This window comes from Sorangium sp. So ce296, from assembly GCF_051529605.1.
In the GTDB taxonomy this organism is placed as follows: Bacteria; Myxococcota_A; Polyangia; order Polyangiales; family Polyangiaceae; genus Sorangium; species Sorangium cellulosum_D.
In genome coordinates, this window is sequence record NZ_CP150325.1 from 3,121,274 (window position 1) to 3,137,761 (window position 16,488).

The window sequence follows — 16,488 nt, forward strand, 5'->3', positions numbered from 1 at the left end:
CCTAGGCGGGCTCGGCGTCGAGCACGCGGGCGTCGGTCACGATGGTCCCGAGCGGGACGTCGCCGTCGGTGGCGGGCACCTCGGCGATGAGCTGGAAGTCGAAGGCGACGCCGACGGCGTGCGCCGGGGGGCAGAAGCGCGGCAGGGTGCTGTCGTAGTAGCCGGCGCCGTAGCCGATGCGGTGGCCGCGGGCGTCGATCTGGAGGGCGGGGACGACGATGACGTCGAGCGCGGCGGCCTCCTCGTCGGCGGGGTCGGGCTCGCGGAAGCCGAGGCCGCGCTCCTGCATGGCCTCGGGGTCGGCGACGAAGCGGAAGGTCATGGCGCGCGACTCGGGGTCGATGGCGGGGTACGCGACCTGGACGCCGCGGGCGCGCAGGAGCGGGTCGAGCTCGCGGAGGTCGACCTCGTTGCGGTCCTCGATCGGGTAGAAGAGCGCGACGCGCCGGGCGGCGACGACGGCCGGGAGCTCGGCGAGGGCGCGGACGATGCGGCGGGAGCGCTCGAGGATGGCGTCGCGGGGGATGGAGTTGCGGACCGCCCGGGCGCGCTTCCGCAGCTCGGCTTTCGCGCGGTAGCGCAGGGCGGCTTCGGTGTCGGGGTCCATGGCGGGGGTGGGTCCTCCGGGGCGCATCCTAGAGAGGCGGGGCGGGATCGGGGAACCGGTGTGTGAGAAATCGGCGGGGGGTGGAGCTGGGGGGCGAGGGGTGTGGCGGATTTGCGGGGGGAGCACGGGGGCGGGGCGAGACGACGGGCGCTGGAGGGGGCTGAGGGCGGGCTGTGGAGGCGGGCGGCGGGCTCTGGGGCGGGCGGCGGGCGCGGGGAGCGGGCGAGGTCGGGGGTGGAGCGGGAGGGGCGCGGGCAAGAGCGCGAGCGGACGCGGGCAAGAGCGCGAGCGGGCGCACGAGGCGGACCGAGCCGGTAGCGACCGGCGGGCCGGGATGAGTTCACGGAGGAGCTCGGTGGCACCGTTTGTGCTGGCGGCGCCGGCCGCGTGGGCGGCGTGGACAGGGTGGCTGTTGGCAGCGCCGAAGTTGCGATAAAGCGATGACCGAGCCGGAGTCGCCTGCGCGAGCCGCGGCCCTCGGCGATGGGAGGAGAGCGATGTTCTGGGACGATTTCAAGAAGTTTGCGATTCGTGGCAACGTCGTCGACATGGCGGTCGGCGTCGTGATCGGCGCGGCGTTCGGCAACATCGTCAAGTCCCTCGTCGATCACCTGATCATGCCGCCGATCGGCCTGGTGACGGGCGGCATCGACTTCAGCCGGCACTACATCGTCCTGAAGGCGCCGAGCGGGCCCGGCCCCTACGCCAACGCCGACGAGATGGTGAAGGCGGGCGCGGTCCTCCTTCAATATGGCCAGGTCATCAACAACCTGGTGAGCTTCTTCATCATCGCCTTCTGCGTGTTCCTGCTGATGCAGCTCATGGGGAAGCTCCAGAGAAAGCACGAGGAGGCCGCGACGACCAAGGACTGCCCCGAGTGCGCGATGAGCATCCCCATCAAGGCGGTGCGCTGCGGGCACTGCACGGCGGCGCTGAAGGCGGCGTAGGGCGGCGCAGGGGCCGGCGGGGGGAGAGCGCCTGCGCCCAGCTCCCTTGTCGGGAAGTGCTCGTCCCGCTGCGTCAGCGTCTGCTCGTTGTTCGACGCGAAGCTCGTGTGCGGTGCAGGTGCACCCGCCGCTCGCCGTCGCCGCCGTAGAGCACGCGCGACAGCTCCTGCCCGTTCTGGCTCACCCGCGAGACGCGGTTCTCCTCGTTCCAGTCCGTCGTGCGCCGCGTCGCGTCCCGGTAGACCCAGCCGATCTGGTTGCCGCTGGCGTCGCAGCTCATCACCCGCGGCCACGGCAGCGATTCCGCCACGAGGTGCTCGTCGATGTGCCTAGGCGCGTGCGGCTGCGGACCCGTGTACTGGTACACCGACCGGTACGTCTGCTCCCGGATCGCGTGATCCTCGCGCCGTACGCCGCTGCCATCGGGCTCGAACCGGTAGCTTGCCTGGTCCTTCGTCAGGACGTTGCCAATCTCGTCTTGCTCCAACGATAGCATATACCGGTGCCACGAACCCACACAACCAGACCCTTGCAGCACCAATCTGCACAACCCAACGCAACATCCTACCCAAACCAGACAACAAGCCTTACTCCGTCATCACCAAACCTCTCCGCGAGACAAGCCATGAGCTTCATCAGAAGATCGAAATTGGTGCCATCGATCGCGTCGGCTCTACGCAAGACAGGCCTACGGAATACACGATGGCCGCTTCTCGTCTCCTGCTGCGATTCCAGAGCCTCGCGCACCCAGTCATGCCCGATCTTATTTATCCATTTAGTAACAAATATCTCGCTCCCGTCGTCATTAACAACACACTCGCTAATCCTATAGTCTCTCGACAGCGCGCGCTCTTCCCAGTTGACACAAAGCAGTTCACTGTACAAAACCCAGCTCGGCCAGCTTTCGTCCTCGGAGCAACTGGAGATCCGTTGCATTAGATTGGCGCTACAGTCCGTGGGCACTCCTCGGTTTGCGAACAGGGGCGCAAACTCAGCGTAATTGTCCACACCAAAGAGGCACCCATTTAGATCGTAGTGCTGCAGAAGCAAACTGCTGACATTGACAATGTCACACCATTCGCCCTCGACCTGAAACTCGACCGCACCGTACATTTGAGCCATCGATCATCGCCCCGGGCCCCGTCCATCGGAGTGCGATCGATGGGCCGACATCGAAGTCAATCAGAATGAACGAACTCTACATTCAGCTCCTCCATCCAGCTACGAATCAGTCTCTGTGTCCCCTCGAACGAGGCATTAACACGAACCCGCTCGAAGTACCACAATATCCTCTCTCGAAGACTATGATCGGCCCCACATGAGAGACCCAAAAGATCAACACAAAACGCGCATTCATCAGCATTTGCCGTATGCTCAATTATATCGACATAGATTGGCAATCCCCTGGCGATTTCTCGCAAGCATCGCTGAACAAGATCTGCCTCACCAAGCTCGATCTCGCACGCCGCCACCTCTCCGCTGCCGATTTGGACGAGGAGCTCTAGCACATGCCGACGAGCAGCATCGGTGCATCGCAGAAGAACACCTAACAGGCATGGCACCGCGGCAAGGGCTGCCTGGTAAACCTGTCCCTGTACGACAATCGTATTATCGATCTTCCAGTATGCAGCCAGCGCCTCCGGTTCCGTGGCGGCAGCCTGAAGCTCTCGGATGGCATGCGGGATCTGAGATGCACTGCCTTCAGCACGTAGCTTTGACCAATCATGACGCTCAATCTCCCATATCATGTCATTTCCCTTGATCACTCTTGAATTGGGTTCCCTCTGGAAACGCTCCGCGACCGTATCGAGATTCACATTTTGTGCACACTGGAACCTGCTTGTACGGAGGTCCGTCAGCTCGTGGGCGCACGGCTTCTGTGAATTTTACTTTGCATGGATCTCCTCCGAGTGCCTCGACAACACGCTGTTCGGCGCAGAGGCCGCCGCCTGAGCATCCTGTTTCGACTTTTCCCGTTTCTTTGTTGTACCCGCCGGTGACTGTCGCCGGCCGGGCAGGTGAGCGCAAGCCCCCAACCTCCGCAGCCTTCGCGTCGCGCGCAGCTCTTGCCCGATCCACAAGCTTCGCGCTGGAGGCTTGCCGAGATCCTGTCGAAGCGCTGGGACCAGCGGGTTTCGTCGGTTCCGGCGGCTTCGCCGGCTGTGCCGCCTGCGGGGGCTTCGCCGGCTGCGCTGCCTGCGCCGGCTGCGCCGCCGTCTGCTGCTGGCCGGCAGGCCGCGGCGGCGGCACCGGCTGCTGGTTCGCGCCGCCCATGCGCACCGTCCGAGGAGGAGCCGCCGCCGGGCTTGTGGGCATCTTGCCCTGCGCCCGCTGCTCCGCCATGCGCTGCATCTGCATCATCTGATGAAAGCGAGCGCCCTCGGGCCCGGTCCAGCAGCTCGGGCTCCGGCAGCCCCCCATCCCGACGCCGCCGGGCGGGAAGTTCCGGTGTCCACCAAACGCCTGCCGCCCATCGGGATCGACAAGATTGACCGGGTTGTTCAGCGTGTAGCTGTACAGCCCCAGGTTCCCCGGGTTGAACACCCCCGCGCCCGACCCTCCCGCCATGTACTCGTCCAGGATCGGGTCCGGGCTCAGCCACACGTTGATCCGCGGGTCGTAGTACCGCGCCCCGAAGTAGTAGAGCCCCGTCGCCTGGTCGAGCTCCTTGCCGGTGAACACGTACGCCCGCCGCAGCTCGTACCGCGAGTCCGACGCGTCGATCCACAGCTCCCCGGTCGGGAAGTACTCGTCCCGCTGCGTCAGCGTCTGCTCGTTGTTCGACGCGAAGCTCGTGCTGCCCAGGTGGTCCGGGTGGTAGTAGATCGTCGGCGGATCCCGGAACCAGTCCGGATCCATCTTGCTCGCGATGCGCGTCTGCCCCGCGTAGATGTGCTTGGTGATGAACCGCCCGTCCCGCAGCGTCAGGTGCTGATCGTGGTAGGCCGTCTCCTCCTCGCCGCTGATGCGGTGCAGGTGCACCCGCCGCTCGCCGTCGCCGTCGTAGAGCACGCGCGACAGCTCCTGCCCGTTCTGGCTCACCCGCGAGACGCGGTTCTCCTCGTTCCATTCCGTCGTGCGCCGCGTCGCGTCCCGGTAGACCCAGCCGGTCTGGTTGCCGCTGGCGTCGTAGCTCATCACCCGCGGCCACGGCATCGATTCCGCCACGAGGTGCTCGTCGATGTGCCTGGGCGCGTGCGGCTGCGGACCCGTGTACTGGTAGACCGACCGGTACGTCTGCTCACGGATCGCGTGATCCTCGCCGGCCTCGTCGTCCGGCTCCCGCTGCTCGATCACGCGCGAGAGCACGTCGTACTCGAACACCGTCGCGTTCTTCAGCGGCACGTCCACGAACACCGTCGCCTCGCCCGTATCGAACACCGGCTGCCCCTGCAGCGCGACGCGCCCCCGCTCGTCGAGCACCACCCGCCCGCTCACGGTCATGCCCACGATCGGATCCGCCCCCGGGCCCTGATCCTTCTCGAGGTCCTTCTTCGTCTGGATCACCCGGTCGAGCCCGTTGATGAACGTCACCGTGTCGATCGGATCGCCCGGGTGCTGCACGTCCTTGTGCCGCGTGCGCGCCCACGCCGGCACAGGCGGGCTCGCGAGCGGCCCCGCTGGAAGGTGCCCCCCGAGAGTGGCTGCGGATTCTTGTATTCAATCGACATTCATTGGCAAACGACCCATCAATATAGAATCCAGCGCGCCGCGAATGCTACTACCCATGAGTTGAACCCTGTCGCCTATGAGGTAGACACGACCAGTACTGTCAATCGCAAGGAAGGCTTGGCCGTCGAATGCTTCACCCAGAGGGAACAGGTCGCTCCCGACTTGAGCCCGGAAGCGGTCGAACCGCTCCTCTTCGCCGCTCGCTAACTCCGGGTCCAAGTCGAAGCTGCCTCTGGCGCACTCGAGACCGGGCCCTTGGCAGTCCACACGAAGACCGCCGAACTCTTCCAGAGCTCTCTCAGCCGCAAGGGACATCTGAAACCCGTTCGGCGTTTCCAAATTTTGCCGCCACTCTGCAACACGCTGCGCGTTTCGTCTCCCTTTGTACCATCCGGCAGCAACTAGCCGTGACTCGGTTTCTTCCGACCATTCTAGAGACATGAACATAACATCTCCTATCGCCCCGTTTTGATCCTAAACGCCTCCTGAAGCTTGGCGCAGCTCGAGCACGGCGGAATTGCGGTACCGTGGTTTACATTCCCGGGGGCTCGCACGCGAGCCGCCGTCATTGTACCCCCTGCCGGATCAACGCCAGCTTCAAGGGCTCTCGAAATGCACTGCGGCTCAGCACAACGACCATGAAAGGGCGATCGTTGGGATTGAGGAATGCCATCAAGCTCACTCTGAACCTTGGGGTGCAACGACTTTGGTGACCCACTCACTCCAGAGAATGTCCCCTTGCTCGTTTCTAGGGCAGCCGCTGTGGTGGGCCGTGGACGGGCCGCCTGGGCAGCATTCGCCGCCTCCCTCGCGGCGCCTACAGCTGCTGCCGGCGGCTTCCCAGCCGGATGCCCCGTCTGTGCCGGCTCCGGCGGCTTCGCCGGCTGTGCCGCCTGCGGGGGCTTCGCCGGCTGCGCTGCCTGTGCCGGCTGCGCCGCGGCCTGCTGCTGGCCCGCAGGCCGCGGCGGCGGCACCGGCTGCTGGTTCGCGCCGCCCATGCGCACCGTCCGTGGAGGAGCCGCCGCCGGGCTTGTGGGCATCTTGCCCTGCGCCCGCTGCTCCGCCATGCGCTGCATCTGCATCATCTGATGAAAGCGAGCGCCCTCGGGCCCGGTCCAGCAGCTCGGGCTCCGGCAGCCCCCCATCCCGACGCCGCCGGGCGGGAAGTTCCGGTGTCCACCAAACGCCTGCCGCCCATCGGGATCGAGCAGATTGACCGGGTTGTTCAGCGTGTAGCTGTACAGCCCCAGGTTCCCCGGGTTGAACACCCCCGCGCCCGGCCCTCCCGCCATGTACTCGTCCAGGATCGGATCCGGGCTCAGCCACACATTGATCCGTGGGTCGTAGTACCGCGCCCCGAAGTAGTAGAGCCCCGTCGCCTGGTCGAGCTCCTTGCCGGTGAACACGTACGCCCGCCGCAGCTCGTACCGCGAGTCCGACGCGTCGATCCACAGCTCCCCGGTCGGGAAGTACTCGTCCCGCTGCGTCAGCATCTGCTCGTTGTTCGACGCGAAGCTCGTGCTGCCCAGGTGGTCCGGGTGGTAGTAGATCGTCGGCGGATCCCGGAACCAGTCCGGATCCATCTTGCTCGCGATGCGCGTCTGCCCCGCGTAGATGTGCTTGGTGATGAACCGCCCGTCCCGCAGCGTCAGGTGCTGATCGTGGTAGGCCGTCTCCTCCTCGCCGCTGATGCGGTGCAGGTGCACCCGCCGCTCGCCGTCGCCGTCGTAGAGCACACGCGACAGCTCCTGCCCGTTCTGGCTCACCCGCGAGACGCGGTTCTCCTCGTTCCATTCCGTCGTGCGCCGCGTCGCGTCCCGGTAGACCCAGCCGGTCTGGTTGCCGCTGGCGTCGTAGCTCATCACCCGCGGCCACGGCATCGATTCCGCCACGAGGTGCTCGTCGATGTGCCTGGGCGCGTGCGGCTGCGGACCCGTGTACTGGTACACCGACCGGTACGTCTGCTCCCGGATCGCGTGATCCTCGCGCCATCCGCCGCTGCCATCCGGCACGAACCGGTAGCTCGCCTGGTCCTTGGTCAGGATGTTGCCGATCTCGTCGAAATCGAACGACAGCCGGTACCGGTACTGCCAATCCCTCCGGTCCTGGTACGTCCCGCTCGCCGAGATCAGCTGGTAGAGGTCGTCGTACCCGTAATCGTGCGTCGTCGGCCCGACCAGCACCGAGCCCGGCATCTCCTGGTCGTACGGCGCCTCGTTCCGCACCTGCTCCAGGTTGCCCGCCGCGTCGTACGCATACCGCATCCGCTGGAACGGCCTCGCCGGCAACCCTCGTTCCACGAGGAACCGGTCGCGGTGATCGGCGTTGATCTCCTGAAGCCGCCGCGACTTCTCGAAGTACCTGTACGACGTCGCGATCCCGTTGCCGTGCACCACGCGCACCCGCTGCTCGAACTCGTCGTAGCCGATGTGCAGCAGGTACTGCGTCGTCGCCGGCTCGTCCGGGTGCTGCGGGTTCGGCTGGGTGTTCGTCCCAACCGCCGACCGGACCAGGCCGCCTCGGTCGTAGCCGTACGTCACCACCTCCGCGCCGGAGCCGGGGAACTTCATCGACAGCAGCCGCCCGAATGCGTCGAACGCGTACTCCATCGTCGCCTGGTACGGCCCCCGGTGCGGCTCGCGGATCCGGGGGAACTCGGTCGTCAGCTGCGCGACGTTCCCGAGCCGGTCGTACGCAAACGTCCTCTTCCCCGCCTCGCTCTGCTCCTCGACGAGCCGCCCGGCCCGGTTGCCGTGCTCGTCGCCCGCCGCGTCCGGCGCGCCGTACACGTACGTCACGTCCGTCGAGTCCGGATAATCCACCCGCGCGAGCCGGTTGAACGCGTACTCATACCGGATCAGCTTGCTCGCACCTTCCGCCGCCAGCTTCGCCGTCTGCCGCGCGCCGACGTTGCCCGACAGGTCGTAACGCCACTCCGCACGGCCCATGTCCGGGCTGGTCAGCGCCACCATCCGCCCCACCGTGTCGTACTCCGCGGTCGTGACATTCCCGCGCGCATCGGTCACCCGCACGAGCTCGTCCACCGCGTTGTACCCGTACCGCGTCACCAGCGTGGTCCACGCCTCCGCTCCGTGCAGCCGATTGCGCTCCTCGACCGCCACGATCGCGTTGTCCACGTCCTGGTACGCCCTGCGCATCTTCCCGTTCGGGTCGATCTCCGTCGCCACGAACATCGCCACGCCATCGAGCTCCTCGATGTCGTAGCTCGTCGTGGTCACCGCCTCGCCGGCCTCGTCGTCCGGCTCCCGCTGCTCGATCACGCGCGAGAGCACGTCGTGCTCGAACACCGTCGCGTTCTTCAGCGGCACGTCCACGAACACCGTCGCCTCGCCGGTATCGAACACCGGCTGCCCCTGCAGCGCGACGCGCCCCCGCTCGTCGAGCACCACCCGCCCGCTCACGGTCATGCCCACGATCGGATCCGCCCCCGGGCCCTGATCCTTCTCGAGGTCCTTCTTCGTCTGGATCACCCGGTCGAGCCCGTCGATGAACGTCACCGTGTCGATCGGATCGCCCGGGTGCTGCACGTCCTTGTGCCGCGTGCGCGCCCACGCCGGAACCAGCGGGCTCGCCCCCGGCTGGAGCGCATACTCGAACGCGATCGTCGCCTCCGCCGCCGTGGGCGCGTCGTTCGGGCCGAACACCTCGGTCAGCCGGCCGAACGCGTCGTAATCGTAGTGCACCTCGTGGCCGTTGACGTCCTGGACCGCGCTGATCGCGCCGTAGCGGTAATCCGGTGCTCTCTCCGAGGAATACCCGAACGAATCGCTCACCCGAACGAGGTACGTCTCCGCGACATCGTCGTACTCATACGTGAGCGTGAAGCCCCGCGGGTCGATCGCCTCCTCGAGATTGCCGTACGTGTCGTGCGAGAATTCCCATGTTGGATTCGTCGACGCGTCGCCCGTGTACGGCGCCCCCGTCGCCGGCTCCTTGCCGCCGATCACCGTGCTCGAGATCGACGCCACCGCGCCGGTCGTCTCGTCGTACACGGCGGTGCGCTTGCGCAGCAGCGTGCCCGCGCTGTCGCGCGCCTCGACGCTGTCCGCCCGCACGATGTGCGGCCCGTCGTACGTCACGTAGTGGATCGTGGTCGTGACATCGTCGTCCAGCGTGCCTGGCTCGCCGTACGCCGTCAGCTGGATCAGGTTGCCGCGGTCGTCCCAGTCGCGCTCCTCACTCGCCTGCTTGCCAGGCGCGCTCGGGTCCGTGGTCTTCCCCTCGTACCAGGCCGTCGTCCGCAGCTCTTCCTCGGGGAAGAACGAGCCGGTCAGCGTCGGCAACGCCCCGGGCGCGCGGTACGCGACCTGCTGCCGGCTGAACAGCCGCCCCTCGGAGTCCTGCTCGATCACCTCCCTCACCAGCCCGCGGCGGTAATAGTCCTGGTTGTGGTACCGCGTGACGATCTGCGAGCCGTCCTCGCGCGTCGCGGTCACCTGCGCGAAGCCGAAGTCCTCGCGCTCCGCGCGGTCGTAGAACCCGCTCTGGTGGTAATCGAACGTGTGGACATATGCCGGCGTGCCCATGCCGTCGTCCACCTCGACCCGCGACAGCACCCACTTGCTGCCGGGCATGTCCACGCTCAGCTCGTCCGGGCTGCTCGCATACGCCACCCTGTTGCCCTCGCGGGCATAGTCCAGCTGGAAGCTGCCGCCAAGCGGCCGGACCACGCGCCGCAGCCGGTTGGTCTTGCCCGTCAGGTTCAGCCGCGCCCGCAGCGCACCGTCGCTCTCGCGCAGCATCCCGTCGCTCAGCTTCAGCACGTGATCGACCGTCCCGTCGCCGTCCAGGTCGTCCCATCCGAGCTCCGTCCGACCGTCGTTCAACCCGAGCTGCGCCGCGATCTCGACGATGATGCACACGTACGGCGTCGTGATCTTGAGCGGCACGCCGTAGCCCGCGTTGAACGCCGTCGTCTCGGAGAACGACAGCGCGTCGTTGCTGCCGTTGATCTCCTTCGTGAAGTCCTTCTCCAGCGCAACGCCCCACGGCAGGCTGCCGCTCACCGCCGGCGCGCTCCACTTCTCCTCCGGTCCAAAGCCGTCCCCGAGGTTCAGCCGCACCCGGTAGTAGTCCTGTCCAGGCTGCTTGCTCACCCGGTCCGGCAGCCCATCGCCGTTCAGATCCACGAAGTCGGCCAGCGTCCGGCTCACCGTGTGCGCGATGCCGCCGCCGATCCCCGCGTAGCCGACCTGAAGGCTGTTCGTCGTGTTGTCCTGCACCCGCACCGACGCGAGCTGCGCCGCGGACCAGACCCGGCTCAGCGCGGTGAGCGGATCCCCTTCGACCTCCGGCAAGGGCTCGAACGGATCCCCGCCCGGATCGAGCACCGCCCAGGCGCGCTCGTCCGCGAAGCGGTAGCCCAGGTTCAGGCGCGCGTAGAGCACGCCGCCCTCGCTCCTCACCTTGTCCGGGAGCCCGTCGCCGTTGACGTCCAGGAGGTCGCGCGTCGTCTGCGACGTGCCCCAGCTCTTGCCGAGAGAGGGCAGCACGCTGAGCACCGCCGAGGTCTTCCCGCTCGCCTCGATCTTGTCCGCGAGCGACGATGCCGCGGACCCGAAGCCGAACCCGAACCGCGCGCTCGCGTTCTCGAGCTCCCGGAAGTCGCCCGGACCCTCGAGCGTCAGGTCGCCGTACTCCCCCGGCTGCTGCCCGTCACACCGGCCGCCGCCGCACGTCTGCACGCGCACGCTGCCCTGCGTGACCGCGTCCGGCCGCCGGTCGCCGTTGACGTCGATCAGCTCCAGCTTCGACTCGGTCGTCCCGGTCGTCACCTGGAACGACCCGATGAGCGCGACATCCTGCGACGTCGAGCTGCTATGGCTCTTGCGCAACCCCGGCACATTGGCCACGTCTTCCGGCCTGACCCCGCCGACGCGCGACGGCTTGAGCTCTCCGGCCGTGATGTACATGTCCGCGCCCGAGCCGCGGAACACCGGGCCGCTGATGCTGCCGACGAGCGGGAAGCCGGCGTCCTCCGGCGACCAGCCCGCGTGATAGCCCTCCCAGTGCGGCTCGACGCGCGTGAAATAAGGCGGCTTGTTCTCCTCGGGCCGCTTGTTGATCTGGTTGTCGTCGAACGGATACTCCGTCGTCCACTCGCCGTAGCTGAAGCCCCGGAACCCGCCCACCATGCGGGCGTCCAGCTGCCCGTCCGGCGTCAGCCGCGCATTCACCGTCGGCACGTCGAGCACGGTGCCCGTCTCGTCGAACACGAGCTGCGGCAGCCATGACACCGGCGACCCGGGCTCCGGCAGGCCAGGGCCCAGGTCCTCTTCGAGCTCGAAGAACTTCGTGAACGCGAGCTCGTCGCCCGCCTGCACCGGGAACACCACCGGATCGCTCGGATCAGGCACGCTCCGGGCCGGCGAGATCGCCGCCCCTCCGAGCAGCTCCCGGAACAGCCGCTCGCTCCCCCGATCCACCCGCAGGCTCACCGGCCCTTGCGTCTCGCCCTTGGAGACGGCGCCGATCAGGCGGACCGTCCCGCTCTCGGGCACGATCAGCCGCGCCAGGTCCAGCGGCGCCCCGCCGAGCCCGCTGTCGCTCAGCTGCACCGGCGCGACGATCGACGCCTCGGGCACCGAGATCGGCCCGCCATCGCCCGGCAACGCTTCGAGCCTGCACTCCCTCCTTCCGGAGGGCGCGCCGGGCCTCTCCGCGCACGCCTCGACCGCGCGGCACCTCCCCGGATCCGCGTCGTGGCCGCACACCTCGGTGTACCTGGAGAACCCCTGGTACTGGACGCGCGACGGGTCGACCGTGTTGTCGCTCAGCTCGGCGTACAGGAACAGGAGGTCTCCCTGGAGCACCGCGACAGGCCAGGCGATCTCGGTGCTCAGCTGCGCTCCCGAGACCGTCGTGCGGTGAAGCTCGACCCGCTCCCCCGAATCGACGTCCTGGCGCACGAGCCGCACGTCGAACGCATCGCCCGCGTCGGTCCTGACGAAGCTCGCCTGCACCGTGACCTGCCCGTCCGCGCCCGCGGCCCAGCCCGGCACGCTCCGGTCCAGCACCGAGAAGTCGTCCGCGAACGTGTAGACGTACAGCGGACGCCCGAGCGCGTCGCGGCGCCTCAGGTCGGGCCCGAAGATCGGCACGCAGGTCGCCGACGTGCAGCGCTCCGTGTAGCGGATGCGCGGGTTCCAGCGCGTGCTGTCACCCTCGATGTCGTCCTTCGGATCCACCCGGAAATAGAGTGCATCCATCGGACGGACGCGGACCTGGATGCCGTTCCCGCAACCTCCCTCGCCCTCGGGAACACACGCCGCATCGCTCGGCCCGATCTCTCGTTGCCAGAGCAGCTGGCGCTCGTGATGCCCCAGGTCGCCCGGCCGCGGCGCCCACATCGCCTTCGTGATCGACGCCGTCACCCCGTCTCCCACGCCGCCGCCGGCCAGCGACACGCCGCCGTCGATGACGACGATGCCATCCAATGGCGGCGTCCACTTCACCAGCGGGCTGGTCCGGTAGAACGCCTTGCCGAGCTGCGCGACCTGCTCACCATCGCTGAAATCCTCGTCGACGGTGAAGCCGGCGCCGCTTGCGCCCGACCCGAGCCGCGCGTTGTTCGGGTTCAGCGTCGCCCCGCTCCGACCGAACAGCTCCGGGAAGCCGTCCCCGTTGATATCGAGCAGCACGCGCTGCGCGGTGGCGGTGGTCCAGGACTGGTTGATCCCGGCGCCCCCGAGCTCCTGGAAGAAGTGGATCGCCCCCTGCAGGCTCGCCGTGATCTGGTGCGTGCTGCCGGCGCTCGCCGGGGAGAACGCGTTCGGGCTCGACCGATCCGGGAGCGCGTTCAGCCAGACCCCGTTGCTCCCCACGAAGTCCGGGAGCCCGTCGCCGTTGATGTCGGTGAAGGCGACCTCGTCCTCGTCCATGCCGAACGAGACGCCGACGCCCAGCCCGCCGTGCGGATCGCAGACCGGCGGTCCTGCCCCGACGAACGCGTTGAGCCCTCCTTCGATCGAGCTCGTCGCCCCGAGGCCGTCGCGCCCTTCCGCCGGACGGCTCCACTCGGTCGGGGCGGCGAAGACCTGAAGCCTGCCGTCCTGCTGCTCGAGACCGAAGTACTCGAACGTATGATCGTAGAGCTGCTCGGCGCCGCCATTCCCGTGGAGAGCGATGCTCTTGAGGAGCGACTTGGAATAATGCCGCGCGTCGGGCTCGTGGTAGGCGAAGTGGTAGCTCCGGATGATCTCCTCGGCGCCGGGCACCTCGCCCATGGTCACGTCGACGCGCTCCAGCCTTCGCGTCGTTCGCACCTCGAAGCCCGCGCGCGCCGAGCTGAGGATGTCCCTCCGCTGCGCGCCGTCGTCCAGGATGAAGAGCACGTGGTAGTGCGCGTCAGGGAAGCCGCTCGCGTGCTCCGTGTAGTCGATCCGCTGCGGATAGAGCTGCACCCACTCCTCGCTGTCGGGCGCGTCCTCGAAGTACGAGACGCGCATCCGGTTGCCGAAGGTGTCCTCCACCCGCTCGAGGTTCCAGCGGAAGATCCCGGCGTCGCCCGACGGGTCCGCAAGGCGCGCGCCCTCGCTCTCGCCATAGATGTACCGGGTGCCGTTCTTGTCCGTGACCACCCAGTGATAGCTTTGGGGATCGGCCCCGAGGCGTTCGATGCGATCGAACGCGCCCTCGACGCGCCGTTCATACCGGCCCGGCTGATCGGGGACGGCCCGGAGCATCTGGCCGTCGAGCGTGTAGAGCTCGTCGCCCGTGTAGCGCGGGACGCCGAAGCGCGTGTCGATCTCGATCGCGGAGAGGCGCAGGTCCCAGCCCACGCCGAGCCAGCCATTGCTCAGCTCGCTCTCGTACGTGACGGCGAGCTCCGGATCGAGGCCGTGCCGGCCCGGCGGCACCTCGATCGGGTACGCCAGCTGCGCCGTGCCCCGGCTGTTCGCCTCCGGCGGCTCGATGAACGACACGCCGGCCGACGGGCTCGCGAGCTCGATCCCCTTCATGGCGTTGGGATCGAACGACTGCGCCCCCGGCTGGTCCGGCATGGCGATCGTCGCGTTGACGAAGTCGGTGAAGTGGTCCGTCAGGCTCGTGAGCTCGCGGGTGTGGCCCTCGTCGGCGCGCCCGAGCTTGGTCCACTGCTTCGCCGTCTCATCGAAGTAGAAGCCGAAGACGTCCCTCGCGCCGGCGCCGTCCGGGAGGCGCTCGCCGTCGATGGGGAGCGTCAGCTTCACCGGCTTCTTGAACCTGAGGCCGTGCGGGCCGAAGCGGAACGCGCGCTCCTCGGGCGTCACGTTGCGCATCGCGCGCCCCATCGGCTGCACCTGGACGGGCATCAGCGGCCGGATCGTGATGCGCGTCGCCTCTTCCAGCGCTCCCGGCGGGACCTCGATCGTGGCGCCCGCGAACGAGAGCACGCCGCCCTGCTCCGGGCTCACCACCGCGCCGTATGGGGCGCCCTCATCCACGACGAGCCCGCCCGGCGCCGCGCTCGCCGCGGCGCTTTCGGCGCACGGGCCGAGCTCCACCGCTCGACCGAGGCGCGTGCCGTCCTCGAGCCGCGCCTCGAGGTGCGCCCTCCACGCCCGATGACGGGCGCCTTCGGGCTCCGGCAGGGTGAGCTCGAAGCTGCCGTCGTCTGCCAGCTCCACGGGCGTCGCATCGGCGAAGAGCCGCGCTCGCGGCGTGCCCTCGCCGGGGGGTCGAGGAACCCGCGCACGTACGCTCTCCCGTCGGTGCACTCGCTGTGCAGCGGCGTGCTCAGCGCGATCCGCGGGGCGCGGGACGGGATGAGGCTGGCCGCCACGGCGACGTCCGATACCTCGGCGCGGCTCCCCTTCGCTGGCCGGATTTGCACAGAGGCCGTCTCTGACCAGGTCGATTGGACCGGGAGGTCGAGGCGGTGCCAGCCCGGCGAGAGATCCTTCAGGTCGAAGCGCAACCCGTTCGCCCCCGCGCCGGGCGCGATCTCGATATCCCCGGCGCCCGCGGCGGTCAGCTGGAACAGGAGCGCGTGCGGGGCCGCGGGCGCGCCGAAATCGATGCTGAGCGGCTCATCGCGACGCGCGCGCTCGCCCCCGGCCGATCGCGAGGCGGCGCGCCCCTCGTACACGCCGGCATGCGGGATCCCGACCACCCGGAGCGCGCTCACGGTGAATCCGTGCTCGATGTCCGCCTGAGGGCGGAATCGCACGACGTTGTCGCCGCGCTTCAGCCACGCGGGCGCGATCTCCTCGACCTGAAGACCTCCCGTCGCTGGCGCCTCCGCCCGGAATCCGCCGCGCGGCGCTCCGCCGTTCAGCTGCCGGCTCACGCTCGACCAGTGCCCGCGGCCCTCGAGCTCATAGACGAGGAACGCGCGCGCGAGCGCCCGTGGATCGGTGTCCATGTGAAACGTCAGCGACTGCTCACCGCCCGTGCGCGTCACCGCCGCCCGATCGGATATCGCCGGGAACGCGTAGGCGCCCGCCAGCTTCCCCGCGAGCACGCGATCGGCCAGCTCCACCTCCGCCAGGCTGCGCGTGGGCGCGCCGGCGGTCCAGAACACGAGCTCCTGCGGCCCGCGCTCGCCCGAAGGGAGCCACTCGATCACGAGTCGCTGCGCCGTGATGGCGATGGGAAAGCGAGTCCAGCGCTCACCCGTGTCATGGAGCGGTACGTCGACGAGGCCGGACACCGCCTGAAGCCCGGTGCCATGCTCCGCATAGACCGTGAGCGCGCCATCGATGCGCCCGTACAGCGCGAGCGCGTCGAGCGCGGTCGGCTGCGGGAACGAGACCCGGACCCGCATCACCTCGCCGGTGTCGCTGTGGAGTCCGGTGTCAGCGCGGCCGTCGAACAGGACCCATGGGTCCGCACCCTGGCCGGCGCCGGTCGCGCGAACGTCCGCCGGAAGGGCGGCGATCGGTACCCCGGCGCGGTCCTCGGGGTTCTCGGAGGCCCCACCTGGCGTCGCGAGGGCGACGGTGGCAGCGTCGCCGGCGAGCGCAGCTGCCATCTCGGCGCCGGCGCGAGCGCCGCTGAGCCGCGCGCGAAGGGGCTCGCCCATCCGACGCAACGTCAGCGCCTGAGCCCACGCGTCGAGAGGCGCGCTCACCGCCACGAGCAAGACAACGCAGCTCGCGCACCACCGCCACACCCATTTCACCCACCCGGATGCCATTGCTTCCCTCCGCGGCGGCGAGGGAAACAATCGAGAATGTAAATAGCAATGACAAAATCTTGCAGGCGCGAGGCAGCGCCATGAACACGCCCTCATCGCCCGATCCGCAGCACGATTTCCGC

General features: G+C 68.3%; 8 protein-coding genes. 1 reads left to right on the forward strand and 7 read right to left on the reverse strand.

Annotated features, from left to right (window positions below; translation table 11 throughout):
- Position 1 precedes the first annotated feature (1 nt).
- Positions 2 to 607, reverse strand: coding sequence for a 5-formyltetrahydrofolate cyclo-ligase (locus WME98_RS11845; protein ID WP_437951428.1), 606 nt, complete (start codon positions 605 to 607; stop codon positions 2 to 4).
- A gap of 497 nt (positions 608 to 1,104) precedes the next feature.
- Between WME98_RS11845 and mscL the strand changes: the two genes are divergently transcribed.
- The gene (gene mscL, locus WME98_RS11850; RefSeq protein WP_437951429.1) at positions 1,105 to 1,554 is read left to right on the forward strand and encodes a large conductance mechanosensitive channel protein MscL; all 450 of its coding nucleotides are present in this window, start codon (positions 1,105 to 1,107) and stop codon (positions 1,552 to 1,554) included.
- Between the two features lie 73 nt (positions 1,555 to 1,627).
- Here mscL and WME98_RS11855 read toward each other — a convergent pair whose 3' ends face one another.
- The 6 genes from WME98_RS11855 to WME98_RS11880 form a co-directional block, all read right to left on the reverse strand.
- Positions 1,628 to 2,041 (reverse strand): hypothetical protein, encoded by a 414-nt coding sequence (locus WME98_RS11855; RefSeq protein WP_437951430.1) that lies wholly within the window; start codon positions 2,039 to 2,041, stop codon positions 1,628 to 1,630.
- A gap of 691 nt (positions 2,042 to 2,732) precedes the next feature.
- Positions 2,733 to 3,320, reverse strand: a complete 588-nt coding sequence (locus tag WME98_RS11860; RefSeq protein WP_437951431.1) for a hypothetical protein — start codon at positions 3,318 to 3,320, stop codon at positions 2,733 to 2,735.
- Positions 3,304 to 5,151, reverse strand: coding sequence for an RHS repeat domain-containing protein (locus tag WME98_RS11865; RefSeq protein ID WP_437951432.1), 1,848 nt, complete (start codon positions 5,149 to 5,151; stop codon positions 3,304 to 3,306). Before WME98_RS11865 ends, WME98_RS11860 begins: the two co-directional genes overlap by 17 nt.
- 63 nt (positions 5,152 to 5,214) lie before the next feature.
- Positions 5,215 to 5,673, reverse strand: a complete 459-nt coding sequence (locus WME98_RS11870) for an SUKH-3 domain-containing protein (RefSeq protein WP_437951433.1) — start codon at positions 5,671 to 5,673, stop codon at positions 5,215 to 5,217.
- 8 nt (positions 5,674 to 5,681) lie between these two features.
- Entirely contained in the window at positions 5,682 to 14,732 is a 9,051-nt protein-coding gene (locus WME98_RS11875) for a SpvB/TcaC N-terminal domain-containing protein (protein ID WP_437953972.1), read from the reverse strand.
- Positions 14,639 to 16,252, reverse strand: a complete 1,614-nt coding sequence (locus tag WME98_RS11880) for a hypothetical protein (protein ID WP_437951434.1) — start codon at positions 16,250 to 16,252, stop codon at positions 14,639 to 14,641. The genes WME98_RS11875 and WME98_RS11880 overlap by 94 nt, the downstream gene beginning before the upstream one ends.
- Positions 16,253 to 16,488 lie beyond the last annotated feature (236 nt).

Bases quoted from the DNA above. Each gene is read 5' to 3' on its own strand.
- mscL (WP_437951429.1), top strand. From the start codon at position 1,105: ATGTTCTGGGACGATTTCAAGAAGTTTGCGATTCGTGGCAACGTCGTC.
- WME98_RS11870 (WP_437951433.1), bottom strand. From the start codon at position 5,673: ATGTTCATGTCTCTAGAATGGTCGGAAGAAACCGAGTCACGGCTAGTT.
- WME98_RS11845 (WP_437951428.1), bottom strand. From the start codon at position 607: ATGGACCCCGACACCGAAGCCGCCCTGCGCTACCGCGCGAAAGCCGAG.
- WME98_RS11880 (WP_437951434.1), bottom strand. From the start codon at position 16,252: ATGGGCGAGCCCCTTCGCGCGCGGCTCAGCGGCGCTCGCGCCGGCGCC.